This is a genomic window from Anaerohalosphaeraceae bacterium (assembly GCA_035378985.1).
Classification (GTDB): domain Bacteria; phylum Planctomycetota; class Phycisphaerae; order Sedimentisphaerales; family Anaerohalosphaeraceae; genus JAHDQI01.
Genome location: DAOSUR010000003.1, coordinates 42,605 through 65,746 on the forward strand (window position 1 = coordinate 42,605; position 23,142 = coordinate 65,746).

Annotated in this window: 15 protein-coding genes; 4 read left to right on the top strand and 11 right to left on the bottom strand. The window is 54.1% G+C overall.

What is annotated here, in order from left to right:
• From serS to PKY88_03695, 3 genes are read left to right on the top strand one after another with little or no spacing between them, the layout of a single operon-like run.
• Nucleotides 1-1,275: a serine--tRNA ligase gene (gene serS / locus PKY88_03685; GenBank protein HOQ04297.1), complete on the top strand. Its 1,275-nt coding sequence runs from the start codon at nt 1-3 to the stop codon at nt 1,273-1,275.
• Between the two features lie 48 nt (nt 1,276-1,323).
• On the top strand, nt 1,324-3,258 hold the full coding sequence (locus tag PKY88_03690; protein ID HOQ04298.1) for a ComEC/Rec2 family competence protein: 1,935 nt from the start codon (nt 1,324-1,326) through the stop codon (nt 3,256-3,258).
• Between the two features lie 12 nt (nt 3,259-3,270).
• Nucleotides 3,271-3,885 carry an MBL fold metallo-hydrolase gene (locus PKY88_03695; GenBank protein ID HOQ04299.1) on the top strand — a complete coding sequence of 205 codons (615 nt, stop codon included), beginning with the start codon at nt 3,271-3,273 and terminating at the stop codon, nt 3,883-3,885.
• A gap of 14 nt (nt 3,886-3,899) precedes the next feature.
• Here PKY88_03695 and PKY88_03700 read toward each other — a convergent pair whose 3' ends face one another.
• The 5 genes from PKY88_03700 to PKY88_03720 all read right to left on the bottom strand — a co-directional run bounded on the left by PKY88_03700 (nt 3,900) and on the right by PKY88_03720 (nt 9,456).
• Nucleotides 3,900-4,580, bottom strand: coding sequence for an OmpA family protein (locus PKY88_03700; GenBank protein HOQ04300.1), 681 nt, complete (start codon nt 4,578-4,580; stop codon nt 3,900-3,902).
• A 37-nt stretch (nt 4,581-4,617) separates the two neighbouring features.
• The gene (locus PKY88_03705; GenBank protein HOQ04301.1) at nt 4,618-5,790 is read right to left on the bottom strand and encodes a prepilin peptidase; all 1,173 of its coding nucleotides are present in this window, start codon (nt 5,788-5,790) and stop codon (nt 4,618-4,620) included.
• Nucleotides 5,791-5,819: 29 nt separating this feature from the next.
• Nucleotides 5,820-7,070, bottom strand: coding sequence for an argininosuccinate synthase (locus PKY88_03710; protein ID HOQ04302.1), 1,251 nt, complete (start codon nt 7,068-7,070; stop codon nt 5,820-5,822).
• 81 nt (nt 7,071-7,151) lie between these two features.
• Nucleotides 7,152-8,702: a shikimate dehydrogenase gene (aroE, locus tag PKY88_03715; protein HOQ04303.1), complete on the bottom strand. Its 1,551-nt coding sequence runs from the start codon at nt 8,700-8,702 to the stop codon at nt 7,152-7,154.
• 64 nt (nt 8,703-8,766) lie between these two features.
• The gene (locus PKY88_03720) at nt 8,767-9,456 is read right to left on the bottom strand and encodes a redoxin domain-containing protein (GenBank protein HOQ04304.1); all 690 of its coding nucleotides are present in this window, start codon (nt 9,454-9,456) and stop codon (nt 8,767-8,769) included.
• Between the two features lie 125 nt (nt 9,457-9,581).
• Between PKY88_03720 and PKY88_03725 the strand changes: the two genes are divergently transcribed.
• A complete protein-coding gene (locus PKY88_03725) occupies nt 9,582-10,355 on the top strand; it encodes a DUF2817 domain-containing protein (protein HOQ04305.1) in 774 nt (257 codons plus the stop codon).
• Between the two features lie 6 nt (nt 10,356-10,361).
• Here PKY88_03725 and PKY88_03730 read toward each other — a convergent pair whose 3' ends face one another.
• From PKY88_03730 to PKY88_03755, 6 genes are all read right to left on the bottom strand, one after another.
• Nucleotides 10,362-10,982, bottom strand: a complete 621-nt coding sequence (locus tag PKY88_03730) for an NUDIX hydrolase (protein HOQ04306.1) — start codon at nt 10,980-10,982, stop codon at nt 10,362-10,364.
• A gap of 89 nt (nt 10,983-11,071) precedes the next feature.
• A complete protein-coding gene (locus PKY88_03735; protein ID HOQ04307.1) occupies nt 11,072-12,958 on the bottom strand; it encodes an alginate lyase family protein in 1,887 nt (628 codons plus the stop codon).
• Between the two features lie 37 nt (nt 12,959-12,995).
• Nucleotides 12,996-16,238 (bottom strand): DUF5010 C-terminal domain-containing protein, encoded by a 3,243-nt coding sequence (locus PKY88_03740; GenBank protein HOQ04308.1) that lies wholly within the window; start codon nt 16,236-16,238, stop codon nt 12,996-12,998.
• 29 nt (nt 16,239-16,267) lie between these two features.
• On the bottom strand, nt 16,268-20,611 hold the full coding sequence (locus PKY88_03745; GenBank protein HOQ04309.1) for a DUF5010 C-terminal domain-containing protein: 4,344 nt from the start codon (nt 20,609-20,611) through the stop codon (nt 16,268-16,270).
• Nucleotides 20,612-20,880: 269 nt separating this feature from the next.
• Entirely contained in the window at nt 20,881-22,161 is a 1,281-nt protein-coding gene (locus PKY88_03750) for a hypothetical protein (protein ID HOQ04310.1), read from the bottom strand.
• Entirely contained in the window at nt 22,109-23,113 is a 1,005-nt protein-coding gene (locus tag PKY88_03755) for a hypothetical protein (GenBank protein ID HOQ04311.1), read from the bottom strand. Before PKY88_03755 ends, PKY88_03750 begins: the two co-directional genes overlap by 53 nt.
• Nucleotides 23,114-23,142 lie beyond the last annotated feature (29 nt).

Sequence of the window (23,142 nt, forward strand, 5' to 3'; positions counted from 1 at the left end):
ATGATTGATATCAAACTGATTCGCCAAAACCCGCATCTGTTTAAGGACGGCGCCAAAGCCAAAAAGTTTGATGTGGATATCGATGAACTGCTGGCCATCGACGCAACCCTTCTGGATGTCAAAAAGAAGCTGCAGGACATTGCTACCGAAAAAAACCGCCTCGGCAAGGAAATCCCGCGGCTGGACGGCGAAAAAAAACAGGCCTGTCTGAAAACCCTCAGCGAACTGAAAACACTCGAAGCCGAATTGGAACAAAAGGTCAAAGAACTTCAGCCCCAGTTCGACGCTTTGATGCTTCAGGTGCCCCAGCCCCCCGCTCCGGAAGTCCCTTACGGCGAAGACGATACCCAGAATGTCGAGATTCGCCGCTGGGGCACCATTCGACAGTTTGACTTTGAACCCAAAGACCACATCCAGCTCGGCCAGATGCTGGACATTATTGATGTCGAACGCGGCGTCAAACTGGCAGGCACCCGCAACTATTTCCTCAAAGGAGACGGAGCTCTTCTGCATTATGCTGTTCTCCGTTTTGCTATGGATTTTATGGTGCTGCGGGGCTACAAACCGATGGTTGTTCCGCTGCTGATGCGGGATGAGGCCATGCGGGGCACTGGCTACTACCCGGGAGCGGAGGAACAGACCTATCGAATGGAGCGGGATGAGCTGAATCTGGCCGGCACAGCCGAAGTGCCCCTGACGGCGTATTATATGGGCGAACTGCTTTCGGAAGAAATGCTTCCCGTCAAATTTGTCGCCTTAAGCAGCTGTTTTCGCCGGGAAGCCGGAGCCGCCGGCAAGGACACTTACGGACTCTACCGCATCCACCAATTCGACAAGGTCGAACAGGTCATTATCGGCGAAAATGACGAGGCCAAAAGCATCGCCTATCATCAGGAAATCCTCGCCAATTCCGAGGCGGTACTGCAGGCCCTCAACCTGCCCTACCGAGTCGTGAATGTCTGCACCGGCGACCTCGGACGAGGACAGGTTCAGAAGTTCGACATCGAAACCTGGATGCCCTCTCGAAATAGTTTCGGCGAGACCCACTCCGCCAGCCGCTTTTATGAATTTCAGGCCCGGCGGATGAATCTTCGCTATCGAACCGCCAAAAAACAGAATCTGTACTGCCATACGCTCAACAACACCGTTATCGCCTCCCCTCGTGTGCTGATTCCGATTCTTGAACTGTATCAGAACGCCGACGGCAGCATCACGATTCCGGAAGTGCTTCGGCCTTATATGGGCAATCGGGAACGCATCGAACCGAAATCATAATCCTGTGTTCTGAAAAAGAAGGAGAAAACGAAGGAGGACAAAAGGGCTGTGAAAAACCAACGGTCTCAGGCCGACCCGATACGGCTTGAAATAGAGGCCCTTCAGAACCAGCTGCAAGAAAAACGCCCTTTTGCAGAGCAAATCCTTCAATCCGGTCCGCTCCTTCCGGTTGCCGTCGGTTTTATGACAGGGCTGGTTCTTCAGAACTATACCAATCTGCCTTTACTCCTTTGGCTTTCTATTTTGTCTGTCCTTGCGGGGGGTACGCTGTGTATCGGAAAAATCCGAGGGCAAATCCGCCGGCTTCAGGTCCTTTTCCTGTCAGCCGGTTTGGCTGCTGCGGCAGCCGGCGCGGTTCGGCTGAAACTTTTCCAGATTCCATCTCCGCCGGACATCCGCCGCAAAATGGCATCCGCTGCCTCCTTGGCGACTTTGGAAGGAATGATCCTGACTGAACCCCACATCGAAGACCGCAGGCAATGGGTGTTTGCCAAATATCAGTGGACACCGCCGTCTACATCATTCCTTTTGGCTGTCGAAAAAGCCCTCACTACGGACGGCTGGCAGCGGGCGTGCGGCACCCTCGCCGTCTCCGTCAATCAGCCCGTCCGTACGCTCTCGGCAGGTGAGCGGATTCGATTTCACTGTACGCTTCAAAAACTGCCTCCGCCTGACAATCCCGGAATGGTTGATTATGGAAAAACGCTGGCCGCCCAGGGAATTTTTCTGACCGCAGAAATTCCAGGTCCGGAAGCAATCGAAAGAATGCCGTGGGACAAGAAGGGACGTCAGCTCGCCGGAATTCAGCAGTTCCGCAGCCGGATAGCTCAATCTCTCCGCGCATGGGGAGGGGACTATGAAGAATTTTCCTCCCTGCCCGATGCCTTGCTGCTTGGAAAACGCTCCGGCCTCAACACGACAATTCAGACGGCCTTTCGCAACACCGGCCTGGCCCACTTTATCAGTCTGTCGGGAATGCATGTAGGGATACTGGCCGGTATTTTCTGGCAGGCGGGGCGGGTCTTCGGAATCAGCAAACGCTTCCGTGCCGCGCTGTGTATGCTCCTGCTTCTGGCCTATGCCCTGCTTGTTCCGCCGCGTGCCCCGACGCTTCGGGCGGTTGTTTTTGCTCAGTTTTTCCTTCTGTCCGTGCTGCTCGGTCAGCAACCGCGTCCGCTGAACACCCTGTCTTTGACGGCGGTTGTTCTTCTGATGTTTCGTCCAATGGACCTCTTTACCGCCGGCTGGCAGCTCTCCTATGCTTCCGTGGCCGGCATCCTCTTTTTCTATGAACCGATTTTCTTCAACCTGTTTCGTCTGTGTCTGAAAATCCCCTTTTATCCGGCCCTGTCGGAGTCTTTTGTCGGCTCATCTGTCTGTGTGCTGTTGGAATCCGTCCTGAAACTTCTGTCCGTCGGTTATGCTGCCTGGCTGGGCGGAGCCGGCATTCTCCTGTACCACTTCAGCTCGTTCACACCCCTTTCGGCTCTTTGGACGGTTCTGCTGTTCCCGCTGGTCTTTCTGGTTCTGCTGACCGGTTTTCTGAAAATTCTCCTTCTGCCGCTGCTGCCGACGGCAGCGGCCGTTTGCAGTGTCCCGCTGGACAGAGTCAGTGATGCATTTTGTTTTCTGACTATCAAGATTGCAGACGCAAACATCCTTTCCTTCCAAATAGGCCGTGTCGGACTTTACGTCGTTTTGCTTTACTACGTGTGGCTGGCCTTCGTTCGAGGGCTTTCGGCCGGAACAAAGTGGAAATCTGCTCTTCTCTGGACGGGTACAGCCCTGCTCCTGCTGCTGCCTGCTGCGGTTCGTTTCAGCCGGCTCCTTTCAACCGATTTCAAACTGACCTGTTTGTCAGTCGGTCACGGTCTGGCCATTGTGGGGCAATGCCCAGGCGGACAAACCTTCCTGTTCGACACCGGCTCCATTACACGGAAAAATCCCGGCAGCCGAATTGTTGTTCCCTTTCTTTTACAGTAGGGCATCGAATCCATTGATGCCGTTGTCCTCAGCCACGGGGATTTGGACCACTACAACGGCCTGCCGGAAATTCTCTCCTCCATCCAGACCAAAGCAGTCTATGTCAATCCGGGGCTCCTCGAGCGGGCGGAACGTTCACGTGCTGCGGCCTTAATGAAAAACATTCTTACTCAAGAAAACCTTCTGCATCCGTCGATGGAACTGCCGTCCTCTTTGGGGGCCGTCCGGCTGCACCGCCTTTGGCCGACCCCCTCTGTCCTCGAAGACCCCTCTGTATCCGACAACAACAAATCCGAAGTGCTTCTGCTCGAATATGCCGGACGCACCGTTCTGCTCTGCGGCGACATTGAAGAAGCCGCTCAGCGGCAGCTCGGCCTGCTTTATCCGAACCTGAAAGTCGATGTCCTGCTGCTGCCTCATCACGGTTCCGGACGGAACAATCTGCCCGGCTGGATTCGTCAGCTTCAGCCGTCTGTCCGTCTGGTCAGCTGTGCATCGAGGCGTCTGCCTTCCGTCTTGACTCTCGATGACACGGCTGCCGACTTTTATACCCCCGGCGATGGAGCCGTGACCATTACAATAAAAGCCGACGGCACGCTCAGCGCCGTCGGCTTTCTCAAACCATAAAAAGGGAAACTGCTTTACCGCATATGCACCACAATTTCAACCCGGCGGTTCTTGGCCTTGCCCGCGGCCGTAGCATTGGACGCTACCGGCCGGCTCTCGCCGCAGGCGACCCCGCGGATTTGCTGCGGCGGGATGCCTTTGTTGACCAGATACCGAAGAACCGTCAAAGCACGGCCTGCCGACAAATCCCAGTTATCCTGCCAGAGATTTTTCGTCTTGCGAATCGGGTCAGAATCCGTATGTCCGACGACATCGATCTGCCGGCCCGAATACCGCTCGCGAATGACATTGTAAATATGGTCCAGTTCAGCACTCGTTGCCCCTTTCAGCTTCGCGCTGCCCGGAGCAAAGAGAATGGTATTCTCGAGGGTAACCGTAATCGTCCCCGCTTTTTCATCCACCGAGACTTCCCCTACCTGAAAACCGGTAGCCGATGCCGGAGTCGCTTTCTTCTGGGAAATCTGCTTCTGCAATTCTTCTATGGTTGTCTGGCTCTGGCTGAGCTGCTGGCTTAATTCGGCCTGCTTGGCGGAGGAACTGTCCAGAGAGGCCACGCAGTTTTCATAAAGCCCCTTGAGATTCTGATGTTCTACTTCCAGTGCTTTGTATTTCTTTTCCCAGTTTGTGCAGCCGCTCAGAAAAGAGACCGCCGCCGTCATCAAAACCACCCTCAACAATGCTGTTTTCTTTGCCATACGTAACCTTCCTTTCGCTTCCTGTGCGATCCTCTTTTTATTCCAACCCGTAGAACTGATTCAGGTAAACCAAAATCCAATCGTGAAAAAGTATAACCAGCAAAACGGCTGATGACAAGAAAGGACCATAAGGAATTTGTCGACTTTTTCTCGACAGCCACTGATAAAGAGCCCACAGCAGGCCGAAAAACGGAGCAACAAAAAAAGCCAAAACAACCCAGCCGGGCCCGATGACGGCACCTGCCGCCCCCATCAGGTGAACATCCCCGAGCCCCATCGCTTCCCTGCCGAAAATCAATGTCCCTACTATTCGTGTGGCCCAGACAATTCCCGCTCCGGCCAAATAGCCGGCCAATGCCCCCATAAGTCCTGAAACCACAGGAAGTTGTGAAACTCTTTCCCACCCTTCCATCAGCACGGGAAAACGCAGAATGCCCCATCCTGCAATTCCGCCTGCCGCTGCCGGTGCCAAAAAGACAATCTCTTTAAGAATTTCACGACGGTCGTTAAAAACCGGCTCTTTGCGGTCCGGATTTTTCTCTTCCCGTTCTGATTGCTCAGCATAACTGGCTTGGATCCATCCTTTTTTTAGGCATATCAGCGATACCGCCAGTCCGGCTGCCGCCCCGACGGAAATACCCGCCCACACGGGGGTTACCGATGGGAAAAGACCGGCAGCCATCTCCGTCGAATTCGTCTGAACAATCCAGGGAGCAGCTGCCGAACAAACAAATCCAGCCGCTGTCACAAACCAGCACAGAGACAACGGAATCAGCCATAACTCCAAATCAATTGCAGAAGCCGCCAGAAAAGCGGCTGTAAGCACCATCACATTCACATAAAAAAGCCAACCGCCGGAGAAAAAAAAGCGTTCAATGGGTCCGTCCCCTCTCAGATCCGTTGCCCGATACTCCCAAACAAAAAACCATAAATACAACCCCGTAAACAAAACAGCCGTCAGAAGCTCAACAATCGGATAGCGGATCGAAATCGGTGCACGGCAGCTGCGGCAGTGCCCTCGCAGGAGAATCCACGAAATCACAGGGATATTGTCATAAAAGGCAATCTGCATTCCGCAGGAAGGACAGGACGACGGAGGGCTTACAATCGACTTATCCAGCGGCAGCCGATAAATCACCACATTCAGAAAGCTGCCTACACAAGCTCCGAATGCAAACACAAAAGCAAGCCAAATCCCTTCCGGCGTCATCCGCGCACCTTCCCTGAGGAGTTTTTTTATCACCCGCGTTTGGATTTTTTGGCCGGCTTTTCCGGATTCTGACGGCGAACCAGCGCGGCAACCTTCATCGGCAGGCCAAACAGACGGATAAAGCCGGTCGCATCCGTCGGATTGTATTCATCGCCCATCGTAAAGCTGGCCAGCTTCGGGTTATACAGACTCTTCGGACTCTTCACGCCTGCCAGCGTCGCCTGTCCCTTGAAGAGTTTCAGCCGCACCGTTCCTGTCACCGCTTCCTGCGTGACATTCACAAACGCATCCAGGGCCTCACGCAGCGGTGAATACCACTGCCCGTAATACACCAGTTCGGCGTACCGCAGGGCCACCTGCTGCTTGTAATGCATCGTCTCCCGCTCGAGCGTGAGCATCTCCAAGGCCCGATGGGCCGTGGACAGAATCGTCCCGCCCGGTGTTTCATACACCCCGCGGGATTTCATTCCGACCAGCCGATTTTCCACAAGGTCCGCCTGGCCGATTCCGTGAAGTCCGCCGATTTCGTTGAGCATTTCAATCAGCCGCACTCCGCCGACCGCCCGGCCGTTCAGTTTCACCGGAACACCCTTTTCAAAATCAATCTGCACATAATCCGGCCGATTGGGCGTTTTTGAAACCGGACGCGTCAGAACAAACAAATGCTCCTGCGGCTCATTCCACGGGTCTTCCAAATCCGCCCCCTCATGGCTGATATGCCACAGATTGCGGTCGCGGGAATAGATTTTTTTCTTGCTCTGCTGAATCGGAATGTTGTGCTTCCGGGCGTACTCTACGGCTGCTTCCCGGCTGGTGAGCGTGAAATTCGGGTCTTTCCACGGGGCAATAATCTTCAGCGCCGGGTCCAGCGCCATATAGGTCAGTTCGAACCGCACCTGGTCATTGCCCTTGCCGGTCGCCCCGTGCGCCACCGCCGTTGCACCGGTCTTGTGCGCCACATCGACCTGATGCTTGGCAATCAGCGGTCGGGCGATACTCGTTCCCAAAAGATATCCATTCTCATAAACCGCACCGGCCTTGAGCATCGGCCACAGAAAATCCTCCACAAACTCTTTCCGCAAATCGCGGACGATGCACTGCACCGCTCCCGTCGCCAGCGCCTTTTTCTGAATCCCTTTCAGCTCATCTCCCTGCCCCAGCTCTGCAGCAAACGCCACGACGTCATAGCCGTAGGTTTCCTTCAGCCACGGCAGAATCACACTCGTATCCAGTCCCCCGCTGTATGCCAGGACAACCTTTTCCGTTTTCTTCTTAGCCATAGTTCTTGTCCTAAAAAATTCTTTTTCTTACAGTTCAGTATTGTACTGCACCCGAAGAGTACAAAAATGTCAAGATGAAAATCATTTCAGTTTTTCCATCACAATTCGGCGAAGCAACAACTCGTCCGGCTCAACGCCCGTCAGGTGCCGATACTGCACAACGGCCTGTCGGATAAACATTTCCGCCCCGCTGACCACCCGTGCACCGGCGGCCTTTGCCTCCCGCAGAAAGCGGGTTTCCAGCGGGACATACACCGTATCAAACGCCACGGAATCCGGCCCGAACACCTCCGCCGGCACCGGTGTGGAGTCTGTGTTGGGGGCCATTCCCAAACTGGTGCAGTTGACAAAAATCCGAGCTCGGCAGCTGCGGATTTCCTCCAGGGGTGCCGCCCGACAGCCAAACTCCTCTGCCAGGGAATAGGCTTTTTCAAGCGTTCGGTTATACACCGTCACCCGGCAGCCGGCATCCATCAGCCCGACGATCACCGCCCGGGCCGCTCCGCCGGCCCCGATGACCGCCGCTTCCTGATTCCGCAGCTCCTTCCGTTCAACTCCGAGCGTTTCCGTCAGCGCATTCAGAGCCCCTACACAATCGGTATTGTAAGCACTCACCTGACCGTTATGGCCGATTTTTACCGTGTTGGCCGCCCCAATCCGCTCCGCCAGCGGCTCCAGATACCCCCCTTCCCGATGGACAAATTCCAAAGCCGAGCTCTTATGCGGAAGCGTTACTCCAACCCCCCGAAAATCCAGCCAGGGGCGCTGAAGAATCGACAGTAGAAAAAGATTAAACTCCGCCTGTCCCCCTCCCACCTCCAGCGGCAGATGCAGGGCGTTGCGGCCCTGGGCTTCAAAACAGCCGTTATACACCGCCGGACTGAGCGAATGCCCAACCGGATTTCCGATAATCCCGTACAGCTCCGTCTGACGATTGAGGGCATCCCATCGATACAGCGTCTTCATTTTCCGAATCGGAATCTGCCCGGGTGCCGCCGCCGCTGCTTCTTCCGGACAGGCAAAAGTCAGAAATCCGCCGAGCTTCTTGGCCAAAATTCGTGTCATCATTCCCGCCTGCCCCATGGCAAAAACGATCAAATCCTCCTTTTCCTGATGCAGCAGGTCCATCGACTCAAAACATTCGTTGATATGGCGTGCCGTATAGACCAGCTTCACAACCGCCTCCGGACAAAGCGTTCGCATCGCTTCATAACGAGCCGCCAAATCCTCAAAAGGACCGTGAAAGTTGTGAGCGGAAAGAATCAGCCGGCATGCCCGAAAACGCCGCAAGGCCGCCGTGAGCGTCTCCTGAACACCGGGCTGAAGATACTGAGCGAATTCCCAATCAATAAAATCGGCTCCCGCCTCCATCGACGCTGTCAGCACCTTCAGCCGTTTCTCAGTCGGCCAATCCGCCGCGCCGCCTTCCGAAATATGCCGAAAAGTTGCAATCACGGGCAGCCCTTTGGACCTGACATATTTCACCAGATTTGCGGGCGCTGCCTCAGCTTGATTTTTCAGAAAGTCCAGACGCAGCTCAATGGCTTCCGCCCCCTGACAGATCGACCGGTCAATCTGCTCTTGGGCTTTTTCTACGCTTTCTGCTGAAATAGAAACCGCCAGTATTGTCATAAAGAATGACAATAACCGGCGGTTGTGCAAAATTCAAGACAAAACAGAGCCGTTAAGCCCCCGCTTATTTACTTGTTTCCTGCTGCGGCGGATATTTCACCGTACAGCCGTACGGCTTGGTTTCCTTTACGGGCGGTTCTTTTCCGGCCAGCAGGGCATCCAGAGCCTGTTCTACGTAATTGACATACTTTTCATTTTCGGGGACCTTGCCCAGAGGAGCATTGTCAATGGCCCCCTGATAGGCAATATGTCCCTCTAAATCGATTACAAACATCTGCGGGGTATTGGTGGCCTTGTACAACCGGCCGACCTGTCCGGTTGGGTCCGCCAGAATTGGATGCTTCAGCTGGTGCTCTTTGGCCCAGGCCTTGTGGTCCTCCGGCTTGGCATAGTGCGTGCTGTTGATTGTCAGCCACACTACCTTTTTCTCTGGTTCGCCTTCTTTGGCGTTCACATATTTGTCAATCAGTCTGGCGAATGTCTTATTCTGGTAATGCGGTTTGACAAACGGACAGTCCCAGTTGGCCCATTCGAGCACCACAATCTTTTTGCCTGCATAGTCTGACAATTTTATGTCCTTGCCGTCCAAATCTTTCAAAACGAAATTGGGAGCGGCACCCGGACACTTTTCCGCCCCGCACTGATGGCCTTCGGCTGCTTTCTGAGAATCATCTCCGGCCCAAACTCCCTGAACGGCCCAGAACGCCAGAGCAGCCGCGGCCGCTGTCACCAAAATGTTCTTATAGCTCACCATGTTATGCTCCTTTCCAGAATTTCCTCTTTGACAAAAAAAAGATTCTTCGCTACCGTAATCAAAAAAATATACGTTGGAACCGGATGGAAAGATTGTTTTTCTTGGATTTGCCCCTGAATTTTCCTATGAAACAGATGAAAATGAAAAAATGCCTTGTCCCTGTAATCTTCCTGACAATAGCCCCCATATTCCCCATATTAACATCCGGCTGTCAACCCTGGCCGGATCCTTATGCCCCGAAAGTTGTCACTCCGGTTACGATAACTCCCTATTCCATCGGTACTTCCGTTGAAGGGAGGCCTATCGAATGCTATCAGTTCGGCAACACTGGCCCGACAATTCTCGTGCTCGGGGCTATCCACGGCAATGAACCCGCCAGCCGGGTCCTGGCCGACGCACTTAAAGATTATTTAATCCGAAACCGGTATTTGTATGCTCGCCAAAGAATTCTTCTGATTCCGGTCGCTAATCCGGACGGCTTGGCCGCGGGTACACGCGACAACGCCCGCCAAATCGATTTGAACCGTAATTTTCCTGCTGACAACCGGCTCAACAACGACCGATATGGCCGGGAGCCGCTCTCTGAACCCGAATCCAAAGCGCTGTATAACCTGATTGAAACGGAAAAACCTGTTCGAATTCTCAGCATTCATCAGCCCTACGGCTGTATCGATTATGACGGCCCGGGGAAATATCTGGCTCAGCGGATGGCCCTGTGGTGTCCGCTGCCCGTAGAACGCATCGGGGCACTGCCCGGTTCACTCGGTTCCTGGGCCGGTGAAACCAAAGGAATTCCCACCATCACATTCGAAATGAAGGCCGAAGACACCCTTCTGAATCAACAGCAGCTTTGGGACAAATACGGAAGGGCCGTTGTCGATTTCCTGATTGCCCCCTGATAAGACTTAATCGAAATCCGCCGGAATCGAGGGGTCCCGATACATCCGAAAGAACTGTTTGATTTCGTGAGGCAGCGTGCGGCCTTTCGACAGCGGAGGAATTTCATCCTCGCCAAAAAAAGCCACTTCCGTCGTCTCATGGCTGGTTTTGGGCTCTCCTCCGATAATCTCGCACAAAAAGAAGATTTTGTAGATATTAAACGGATACGGCGGCGTGTGCCCCTGACGGTCCCGGTCATAGACCGCCAACAGCCGAACAACCCGGGCCTCAAATCCGGACTCCTCCCGGATTTCCCGCACGCAGTTCTCACTGGCTGTCAGCCCCACATCACACCAGCCGCCCGGCAGCGTCCATCCCCCGTCGGCCGACTCACGAACCAGCAGAATCTTGTTGTCGCGAAAACAAACCCCTCGGCAGTCCACTTTGGGGGTTGGATAGCCCGTATCTTCCTGCAGATGATACAGTATTTTCTCCGGCTTCAGCCCGGTATAGCCTGCCAGAATCTCCGCGCAAATCCGTTCAATCTCTTCGTGCCGCGCCCGCTCGTACTCATTTTGAGCAAATGCCCGACCCGCTTGGGAAATCGCCTTCAGCCGTCTGACAATATCAAACCAGTCCAATGCCACTGTGCACCTCAGCCAATATCACTTTTCCAAAAAGGATAAAAAACTCTCCCATCTATGTCAAATTCGAACAAAAAATATTGCTGCGGAACTCACTGATTTGGGGGCGGCGCAAAGTTTTTCAAAGAACTTGTCGTCTCGCCGAAAAACTGGACTTCTGCGGCATTCCCATACCCGTCGGCCGGGGACAAATACCGGACATATCGGAACCAATTCGGATTTGAAATCGGCTGTGAGGTCAGGACCCCATCCGGCGGCTGTGTACGGATGATAAACAAATCCACAACTTCGTCGGTGAAATCCGCCGTATTAGAGCCCTGAAATCGACCGCCCACCATTCGACTGCCGTAACCGGGCCGTGGACAGTATCTTATCTCTGTAATTCGAGCCCTGACACCTTCCCCAAAATCCAGTCCAGCCCAGGCCGAACGGTTCGGGGCATCAAAAAAGTTTTGCAGGCAGCCGTCAAAAACCGCATCCCTTACTGCACCGGCATTTTGATAGGACCCCTCTGTCCCAATCACCGTTCCAAACAGCTGCTGATTCGCCGTCGCGGCCGCCGGAGCACAATCCTCCGTTTCTCCCTTCGGTATGTTAGAGGAAACAGTGTAATAATAGGTGATTCCCGGCGTCAAACCACTGTCGGTGTAGTGTGTCTCTTTCGTCTTTGCAATCGTCGTATAAGGACCGCCGTGCGAGATACGGCGTTTGATATTGTAGCTTTGAGCGGAAGCCGAACCCGCCCAGGCCAAAACAATCTGCCGGCCCTGAACAGTCAGCCGCAGGGCGCTCGGTGCGCATTTGGAGGCAATCGGCTCCAGCGTATGCGTGAGTGTCGTAAAACCAAGCTGGTCAAATCCGCCGCTGGTCGTCCCGTAATTAAACCCTCCTCCTTCCGGACGAACTTTCTCCGCAAACCGCCGGGTATAAGGGGCTGACAGGCCTTTTCGGTTGACATAATGATTATAAATCATCTCCCAGCCGGGCCGCATTTGACCGCGCGCCGTCGAAGAAACCGCCGAATGAGCCGGCCAGTTGGGATACCTGCAGGTCATATAGATTACAAAAGGCACCTCCTGCCCCAGATTATATTTGGCAATAGATTCACAGCCCGCCAGCACTCGATTATCGTCATATCCGTAAAGGTCAATCCCTTGATTCCAGGCCATCTCGCAAATAGTTCCCAACAGCGGCACCCCCATTAAGGTATGTCCCTGGTCCCGCCCGCTTTCCTGCCACTGGCCTAATCCGTCCGGATGAATAAAATGAACCGCATTTCGAATAGAACCATTCCCTTCCCCATGATAAAAATAATTCAGCCCCTCCTGGAAAATATCCTGTCGATCGCACAGCACACCAATCGCCATCACGGAGGCAACATTCGCCAAATCCCAATTGGCCCAGTAGTGGCTGCTGCACGTGCCGTGATGAGAGGCAAGAAAAGAAGAATTTTTTGCGTAAAAAACATTAAGCATCCACGTTTGAAATGCCGCAAAAGCATCCGCACTCCAGCCGGAATAATCCCGCATCAGCTCCGCTGCACAGGCCAGCTGGTATCCGTATAGACCGGCACGCAGACTGACATTGGTATCTCCCTGCCAGCCGGTCATCACAGAAGCCCAGGCGTTCAAAATCTCCACCGCCTTGTCTCCATACGCCGTTTCGCCGGATATCTGATAACGAAGTGCGCATTGATAAGCCCGGGCACAGTCTCGAGCCAGCCGGATATAATTCTCCGAATGTCCCTCACCTGCATAGATAATCGGCACCGCTTCCGATTTTGTATGGAGAAATGAATTCGTATTGCTCACAAGGATGTCCCAGCTGCCGTTCCATGGCTGCTCCCCAGCCGCAACCTTTGCACGAATCCGTTCTAAATCCACTCGCGTGGACAGAAGCCCCGGATGGACAAACGCAGAGGGTGTCTGCAGCCCCAGAATTATCCAAACGAAAACACTCACCCCCAGACCCTGCATCATCAGGACCCCCTTGCTTGAGAACGATAGAGAGAAGAGCCTACTGGACAATCAGCCAGTTGTCTGCCAGCTCGGCCAAATCCGCCAGATCCACCCAGCCGTCCCCGCCCGTCGGCGCAATATCCGCCGACACCTCATTCGGCTCCCTTAGCCACTGACCCGACAAAATTGAAAAGTCCTCCAAATCCACCAGACCCGACCGATTCAAGTCCGCCAAATTATACCGCCGAATAAACTCCACATAATTCAGCGACACCAGCGAGTCCGCCAGGTAAAACCGCAGCAGACGATTCTCACCCCCCGGCAGATACACCCCCTCAATCACCGCATCCTGCCAGGCACTCCAGCCCCCCGTCCGCGCCAGCGGAAAACTCGCCAAAACCTGTCCCGTCTCCCCGTCCAGCAGCTGCATCGACTGCACCGCATAATTGGTGGTGTACCGAACCCGAAGGGCATACAGCCCTGCCTGAGCCGAACAGGTATATTCCATCCACTCGCCCGTCGTCATATACACCCCGTACCCCGCCCCGCCGTCCGAAATGGCCAAAATGTCCACATCCACATCTGTCCGGTAAGACCCGTAGCTGTTGCCGCCAGTGGTGTCAAAATACGAAATCCCCTGCCCGCCGATGTCAAAATCCTCAAACTGAACAATCCCAGGCAGAACAATCGGGGTCCCCTGATACGGAAGACGGCTTTGGAAGTCTATCCAGTTGACCCGATAACCGCTTCCGACAAACTCAAGTTTTAAGACCGCACTTGCTTTCTCCTGCAGGGCAACAGACGGCACAACCACATTCTGCCAGGCATCCAGGGAACCGGTATTCGGCACATCCACCGTCGCCAGCAGGGCATCATCCAGCCACACCTGAACTTGTCCTCCGGCTTGCATAGCAGCCGCCCGCAGATACAAATCCACCGTCTCTGCGGCCGTATTGACCCGATATGTCAGCCACTCCCCCTCAACAACCTCGATTGCATAATCTGAGATACCGTCTGTTACGGAAACAATGTCCACATCTTCACGAATCCGCAGCACTTCGCCGGAATTGCCCGTCGTGGTATCAAAATACGTAACTCCCTGTCCGCCGACATCGAAATGCTCCGCCTGAATTTTGCCCGGAAGTCCGCGAACCTGTCCCCCGTAGGGATAAGGCGATAGATTCGCCGTAAACGGCTCTGAATAAGCCGTTTCATTCTGATTATCGCTTAAATCCCGGGCCTTCACACGGTAGGTGCTCGTGGTCTGTACAACCCCCGTATCTGTATAAACCGGACTGCTCTGCCAGCCGCTGTCTTTGCCGCCTCCTGAAACACACTGGAAATAATACTGCACATCCGCTCCCTCCGGGTCAACGGCGGTCGCGGCCGTCATCGTTACAGTTCCCATCCCGCTCTCGGATGGCTCTGCCGACCACGTCATCGGATTGGGCGTCGGCGGATTGAAATCCGGGTCCACCAGCACAAAAATCGACGGGTCCCCATACAAAGTCATTCTTGTCGCATTCGGCGGATAGATATAATCCTGCTGTTTGGCATTCGCCAGCGCCAGCCCGCAGGTCTGACGGTTAACCACCATGTTTCTCGTATAACGGTAAGCCAGCGTACCGATGCTTCCGCCGCCGGCAAAGTTGGTCTGTCCTACATCGTAATAACTCTCGCGCGTCGCTGCCACCGTCGTAATGGCTCCCCGCTGCAGAATCTTATAGGCCAGATTGGAGTTGTTCTCCGGATAGGCATTCAGACAGGAGCCCTGATACACCGCACTGGGGTACGAATCATTCAGCCACGGAACATTGTCGTTATTGATGACCTCATTGGCTATATTCCAATACCCGTGCGTCAGCCACGTCACAAACCCATACGGCTGGCTGGCCCATTCCGTCGCCGGATACCGAGTCGAAAGCAAATATTCCGGAGCGGGATTCAGCCCGTAATTGTCCCGATAAATCCGTGTCGAGGCAATCCCGTTTGGAATATAGAAGGTGCTGCGTATCTGCTCGCCGCACTGATAGGCCGGCGTTGTGTCATCCAGCGGAACCATCGGCAAAAGTCCCTTGCGCCGCCACAAGACCTGATGAGAATTCTCATAACTCATCGTCTTCTGGAGAATCGCATCCAGGATGGAAATCGTCCCATAGTTCGGGATCCGCCCAACCACCACCTCCCAGTATTTATCCCAACCGTCCGCCGTGCTCAAATCTGAATACATTGCATCAATCGGAGCACTGCCTCGCCCGTCATCGTACCACCGCATCGGCACCGTTCCGGTATCCGGATGCGGGTCTCCGATCAGCAGCACATACAGAATATCCCTCGTTTGATAATTCGCCCGAAGCCAGTTGCGGATATTGACGGCCGCCGTCGACCCCGTTCCCCCGCCCCAGGTGCTCTCCGTCACCACGCTCACATTCCAACCCCGCGATGCTTTGTGCGCTACAAACGCGGCCAATTTCGTCGAGCTGTTCACAATCGAAGAAGTCGTCAAAATCACATATCCCTTCGAATTCACTCCCGCTGTGCCGATAAGGCTCTCCCCGGACCCCGTCGAAAGGGTTCCGACAACAGAAGAAGCCCCCTCCTCCGCCTCATACTCCGCCGCTGCGGAAGTAAAATTGACCGCCAGTTCCCGAACCCGTTCCCGTCCTCGGCGAGCGTTGATTGTTCGTCCAGCCGCTTCCAACCGTTTGCGCCGCTCCGCCTTTCGGTCCCAATCCGTCCAGACTTTTGCCTCTGTCAGTTCCTGTACCTGTCCGGTTACAGGATTGTATCGAACAAGCGGGACGGCTATTTCAACCAGTTTCCAATCCTCCAGCTGCCCCTTGTGAATCAGCCGATACGTTTCTTTTGGCCAAAAAGCATCACGGCCATAGATTTCCGTATCATATCCATCCACAATGTTTCGGCCCTCCGGCCAGACAAAAATCGGATTTCCCTCCGGGTCCCAAGTTCCCCACGGCCCCCGAGGTGCAATCTTCTGGGTCTCATCAATGGCAGAGTAAACCCCGTCCACCCACACAGCAATCTGCTCCAAATCTGCAAACGGCGGCAGAACTACCCGCAATACCTGCCAGGGAATATCCGGCTCGCCCGGCTGACTTGTATAGGCGGCATCTTCCGCCCAAACTCGAACTTGATTTTGCTCGTCTTGATGAAACCGCAGCGGACGTGTCTCTGCCTGTCCTCCCTGACGAGTTCCTGTGTACACCCGAATAATCCCTGCCGACGATATCGAAACGGCAGACATCCAAACTAGAAGTCCAAATCCCAGAACTCGCTTCATCTCATTTCCCTTGTCCATGGTTGTATCCACTATTGCAAAATCAGCCAGTTGTCTGCCAGCTCGGCCAAATCCGCCAGATCCACCCAGCCGTCCCCGCCCGTCGGCGCAATATCCGCCGACACCTCATTCGGCTCCCTTAGCCACTGACCCGACAAAATTGAAAAGTCCTCCAAATCCACCAGACCCGACCGATTCAAGTCCGCCAAATTATACCGCCGAATAAACTCCACATAATTCAGCGACACCAGCGAGTCCGCCAGGTAAAACCGCAGCAGACGATTCTCACCCCCCGGCAGATACACCCCCTCAATCACCGCATCCTGCCAGGCACTCCAGCCCCCCGTCCGCGCCAGCGGAAAACTCGCCAAAACCTGTCCCGTCTCCCCGTCCAGCAGCTGCATCGACTGCACCGCATAATTGGTGGTGTACCGAACCCGAAGGGCATACAGCCCTGCCTGAGCCGAACAGGTATATTCCATCCACTCGCCCGTCGTCATATACACCCCGTACCCCGCCCCGCCGTCCGAAATGGCCAAAATGTCCACATCCACATCTGTCCGGTAAGACCCGTAGCTGTTGCCGCCAGTGGTGTCAAAATACGAAATCCCCTGCCCGCCGATGTCAAAATCCTCAAACTGAACAATCCCAGGCAGAACAATCGGGGTCCCCTGATACGGAAGACGGCTTTGGAAGTCTATCCAGTTGACCCGATAACCGCTTCCGACAAACTCAAGTTTTAAGACCGCACTTGCTTTCTCCTGCAGGGCAACAGACGGCACAACCACATTCTGCCAGGCATCCAGGGAACCGGTATTCGGCACATCCACCGTCGCCAGCAGGGCATCATCCAGCCACACCCGAATCTGCCCGCCGCTCTGCATCGAGGCCAATCGCACATACAAATCCTTCACGGCCGCACTGCTGCTGACGGTATAAGTGAGCCATTCACCGGTTTCAATCGAATCCACCGCATAACCGGCGACACTGTCCGTAATCGAAACAATATCCACCGACTCGTATATTCGATATGCTCCACCTGAATTGCCAACCGTTGTATCCGCATAGGCATATCCGGGACCGCCAAAGTCAAAGTTCTCTACCTCCACCCGACCCGGCAAAACGGCCGCCGTTCCGTTCCACGGCGACTGCTGCTTGCGAATCTCAACCCAATTAACCTCAAGACCGGCCGACGGAAAACTCAGTTCCAGCACTCGCCAGGCCCCCGCTTCCAGCGGCAAATCATTCAGCATAAATGTCCCAAACGTATCCGGAGAGCCCGTGCTGTTGACCGAAATCGTCCCCAGCACCGCATTGTCCAGCTTCACAGTTACCGGAATATTGTTCCCAATCGCGGACGCCCGCAGATACAGACAGTACAATCCGGATTCCGTCACATTCACCGTATAGCGGAGCCATTCTCCCGCTGCAATGTTCGTCACGGCATATTCGCTGCCGTAATCCGAAATGCTTCGAATATCCACATCCCCGTCCGTCCGGAACGCTCCGCCGCTGTTGCCCACCGTCGTATCATAATAAGCCGCTCCCGACTGCCCGAGGTCATATTGTTCGGCTTCAATCCGTCCGGGAATCACAGCCGGCTGACTGCTGTAGGGACGGCTGCCCCCGGAGGCATATAAGGCCGCCGCCTCACTGGTCGTCACCGCATAATCATAAATCCGCACATCATCCAGCAGTCCCTGATAATAGGCATCCGCCGTCCAGTTGCTCCGCCCGACGTAATTCGCCGTCCGTATCGCACTCTGCGGAATGCTTGTCGTCGCCGTCAGAATCAGCTGACCATTCTTGTAAATCTTCACATTGTTAGAGGAACGTTTGCTGATGCTCACAACGAAATGCTGCCAGACATTCAGTTCCAGCGCATTGGCCGCGCGAACCGCTGTCCCGCCTGCGGATCCGTTAAAAACCTGCACAAACAGGTCATTGGTTGTGCCGTAACGCCCCACGATAATATTATCAGCGTTCGGCCCGCTGCCCAAATCCACAAAACGAGCATAATTCTTCACCGCTGTCGGATATGCCCAGAACGAAACGGAAAACCCGTTGTCAAATTCATAAAAACCGCTCGGAAGCTGAATATAGTCATCCGTCCCGTCAAACTGAAGAGCCTGTCCCAGAACACCGGAGACACTGTTTGACGCAAAATTCAGCCCGCCCGTCAGGGTTCCGTACCGTCCCTTCCCGGACAGGTCGCCGGCCGTTGTCCCTGTCTGCTCATCCAGCCGATAATACCCGATACACTCAAAATTGATGTCCAGAGAGTTCGCCATCGGCGGCAGATGATTGCTGTAGACTACTCCCGCCGGTGTCAGGGCTCCGTCCACAATCATTTCCCGATTGGTGCACCACTGATAAATCGCATACCGCTCCACATACGGCAGACTGGCCATTCGGGTTGTCAGCTCATCAATCTTGGCGGCATTCTCTTCATAGGTCGGATGCGGAGTCGTCCAGTTGCATCCGTTATTGAATTCGGTAATCCACAGCGGCCGTCCCGTCCGCTGATGAATCCCGCGCAGCCAGCTTTCCAGTTGGTCCGCCGTCCAGTTGTTCTTATAATAATGAACTGCCACAAAATCCACCCGCAGCCCCAGTGCATCCGCCTGGTCGATGAAATCATACAGCCAGCTTAAGCCGCCGTCGCTCGGCGCCGGCGACCCCAGCCGAAGCCCCGAGGCCGTCAGATTCGGCCATGCGTCAATCACCTGCTGGACCGTCATATTCGCCTGATCTTCTTTATCCGGCTCATTAAAGGCCAATACATGGGTGGAGTTCTGCTTGCTGTTGATATTTGAATAACTGTTCCAGTTGGCATTGTGCCGCATCGGCACGTACTCCATATCCAGCGTCGAGGTCGCCACGTTGTCCCAGTCATACCGCCAGGTACAGCTGACCATCGCCGCATCCGTCGCACTGCCGCACCAGCCCTTCTTCGAAGGCCACCGCCACGGAAACACCCGCACAAACGATACATCATTTTCCAAATCCGCCGGCATCACCCCTATCCACAGGTCCGCATCCTTAGCAACATAGACCCGGCTGGGGCCTGTCCCGTCGTCATTGGCCGCAAAGGTTGCCATATACCCTCGCTTGAGCCGGAACGAACGGATATTGTTGTTCATCGCCCCCAGCTGCGTCGAACGGTAATACGTATAATTGCCCAGATTTACGGAGCTGCCGGTGAAATTCACATTGCTGAACACCTGCAGGGCCTGATATGTTGTCGAATGCGGGATAACCACGGTTCCCTCTTCGTATTCAACAATCCGAATATTTGTATTCAGAACGGCAGCCGCTCCATTCACCTTAATTTGATTCAGGTAGGTTGACGTATTTACAGCAGACGGCTTGAGCGAATCAAAAAACAGCCAGGCATCCGAAGAATTCAGGTGCACCGTACTGTTTGTCAAAGGACTGCTCGAACCGGTCAAATGCAGCTCCGAAGTGCCTGTCATATAGACCGTCGCATTGCTTAAAGCGCCATAGGTCTGAATACTGTTGTCAATATAGATTTCAGACGGAAGAACCGTCAGCATTCCGCTGCTCTGGTCAAATTGATAGGTAACTCCATTGGCACTCTTTTCCCAAACGCCGCCGCCTTTATTCGTAAAACCAATTACAGTAAACGTAGAACCAAACGTTCGATTCGAGGCACTGACAATCGTCCAGCTGTCTCCCGCATTAGTCCCCGCCCCGCTCAAATTAAATGCAAAATCCCCATTTAAAACAGTTTGAGCACCGGTTCCGGAAATGCTGTTGCAAACCCCACTGGCCCCGATTACAAAATTCAGCACGGCATTATCCGCCAGAACAAACCGTCCGTTGTTAACGATGCTTCCCGTGAACGTATTGGCGGATGAATAAAACGTGAGTGTCCGTCCATCCCCATCCGAACCGGGATTCGTAATTTTCGCACTGCCGCTGATGGCTGCATAGACATTCACCGGTCCCTGCTTGGCATACATCATCGAATCGGCTGCAATATGAATGTTCCCGTACAAATTGCAGACATCGGCCGTCCCATTCCGATGGTCAATAATTGTTCCCCCATTGCCGATGAGATTATTCACCGTGATGCTGCCGGTCGAGCCGGTCCCTTTGTACATCAGAATCCCGCCGGTGTTAATGGTCAGCGAATTGCCGCCGAAAACATAACTGCCTCCGTCCGGCGGGGTGCGCAGCTGAGCAATGCTCACCACATAATCATTGCCCGCGCTCGGCGGCTGACCGTTGCTCCAGTTCAGCCCGCTGTTAAAAGAAGACTGCCCAATCGCATCCCCCGCAACCAATGTAATCGTGGCGGAAAAAACGGGTACCGTCCAAAAAACCGCTGCCAGCAAAATGATTTTTTTCATAATTCCCCTCTAAAAATCCTCTCCTTGGTTTCCATCCGGGTATGAGAGACTGAATCTCTCAAACAAAACCAGCCCCCATAGTCAGAAAGCGAATTGAACATTTCTTTCAGAAAAGACTTTTCTTTTAGACCCCCATTTCTTCAACTTAAGACTTAAATAAATCATTTTGTATCATTATAGCACACTTCCTTCACTTCAGCAAGCCGCAACTGAAACAAAAAAAAGGCAGGCAGAGTCCATTTTGCTCCGCCTGCCTCTTTTATAAACTTTTACCGGCAATCCGGATACAGACCGCAGGCCAGCCAATTTTGAACAAACACAGCAAGGTCCGCTAAATCCACCCGGCAATATGAATCAATCGTGTTGACAAAGTTGTACGCATTGCCCGTGAAGGAAGGCGTCAAACAGGGTTTCAGACCTGTCTTATCCACATACTCCTGCGCAATCACTGTGCCTGAAACAGGATAGTTATACACTCGGAGATTGTCGATGGCTCCGCCTAAGAAGTTCGTCAAAATGGTCCGGTCCGCGGCTGTCCGACTGGCGCCAATCAGCAACCCTCGCTGCCACGGCAGATACTGGTCCGGCTTGCCGCCGGTTACAGAAGCCACCTGCTCGCCGTCCACGTAAATCTGGACAAACTCCCCTTCTTTCCAGGAAGCCCCGACCAAATGCCACCGGCCGTCATAGAGATTGAATCCGGTCATCCCCGGGCGACCCTCCGCTGTACCGATTTCCTGATATTCCTGCTGGAGACCTTCACCGCGGATGTTCAGCCGAGCATTCGGAGCTGTATTCAGCGAGAAGCCGAATCCTGTCGTCGTCCCGTCGTTGTAGTTCAGAAGCACTGTGCCGGCCTGCGTGGGCTTCACCCAGCACAGAACTGTGCCTTCCGACATTCCGTTCGCAAATCCGGACTTTGGATACGCATCGGATCCCAAGTCAATATATTGACCCAGTCCGTCCAGAACAGCATACATCCCGTCAATTGGAGCGGTATTGCCGAACGTCGGTCCGCCGGAGCCCGGATTCGCGTAATTCAGGCCCACGCCGTGATTAGTCCCGACGGAATCATTGAAGTTGCCTTCAAAATCATACCGCGCCAGCAGCCGATTGACAATCAGAGGAGCCTGCTGACTTGTCGTGCTTCCGGTCAGATTTGTCAGCACGCAATAGTAATAGCCCTGATCGCTGAGCCCCGGATTGTTAATGGTCAGCGTCGTCGTCGTATCGTTCCAGGCAATCGAATACTTGCTTCCGGACGTAAGCACGGTATCGTTTATACCGTCCACGTATTTCTTCCAGGTCGGCTGGGCCGCAGAGAGCTCACTGCGGAATGTCACCGTAAAGACCGCCGGAGGCGGCGTCGGATTCGAACCGTCCACCCGGACTTCGCTCGGGTGAGTGAGAATAAGCAGAACGGCCGGAATGGTCTTAAAGGTCCACACTCCGCCTCGAATCGTTCCGGGGTCAGTCGGTGCAGAATTGTTAATGCTTTCATCCACACGCCAATAGTAAGTCCGGTCTGCTTCCAGCCCGGTCGGGGGCACATAAGAGCCGACAGCTCCGCCGGCCGGAATTGTAATCGGGCGTCATTTCGACAAAATTGGGGTCCGTATGACGCAGATACAAATAGTGTTTGGTAATTCTCGGATTGACCTGTGAAGGATTGTTCGGGTCCACACCTGTATTCCAGCTGAGCACCGCATCCAGCAGAACATTTGTGGCCCCATTCACCGGAGATGGATTATAGGCCGATCCGGGCACATACACCGACAGATTCTCGCCGGGACTGGTCACAATGTTGTCAAAATGAAGCCGTGTGCCCGCCGTGATGTTGGAACCATAGTTGGCAATAGTATAAAACCGGTCCAAATCTCCGTCTGTTCCACTCGTGCGGAAAGCGAAATCCGTTGCCACACGGTCTGCCGCCGTGGCCGCAGACGGTGTTGTTTTGATATAAACGGAATAGGTATTGCTGCTGTTATTTACGACAATCCAGAGATAATACCATGTATTGGCCTGGAAGGTTCCGACGGTCTGAGAGGAGCCGCCGTTTCTTACCAGCAGGTTTCCCCGCACCAGAGCGACCTGACAGTTAAAATTGGCAAATCCGCCGCTGGTCGGTGAATCAATCGACGTGAGGCCGAAGGACTGGTCCAGTGCCGTCGTCGTCACATAAAACTGACAGAACAACGTACCAATCGTGCCGTCCTTGACGGCATCCGCCGACGGAATCACCCCATACATTCCATACTGACCGGTGTTGTTGGTTTCCACATAAATCACCCGATTCGAGGGATTCGTCGGGTCAACCGCTATCTGCCGAACCGTCGAATCCGCCCCTGGGTCCGTACCGGCACCGCCGTAAACAGGCACCCATTTGCCGCCGGTTACCTGCGTAATCACCCCCGGCTGATAACTTTCAAAATCATCTACGAGAGCCGACTGTACGGACACGGCCAGTCCGATAAACAATCCCAGAAAAACCAACTTCTTCATCAGAGTTCCTTTCTACACAAAAAGTTTTC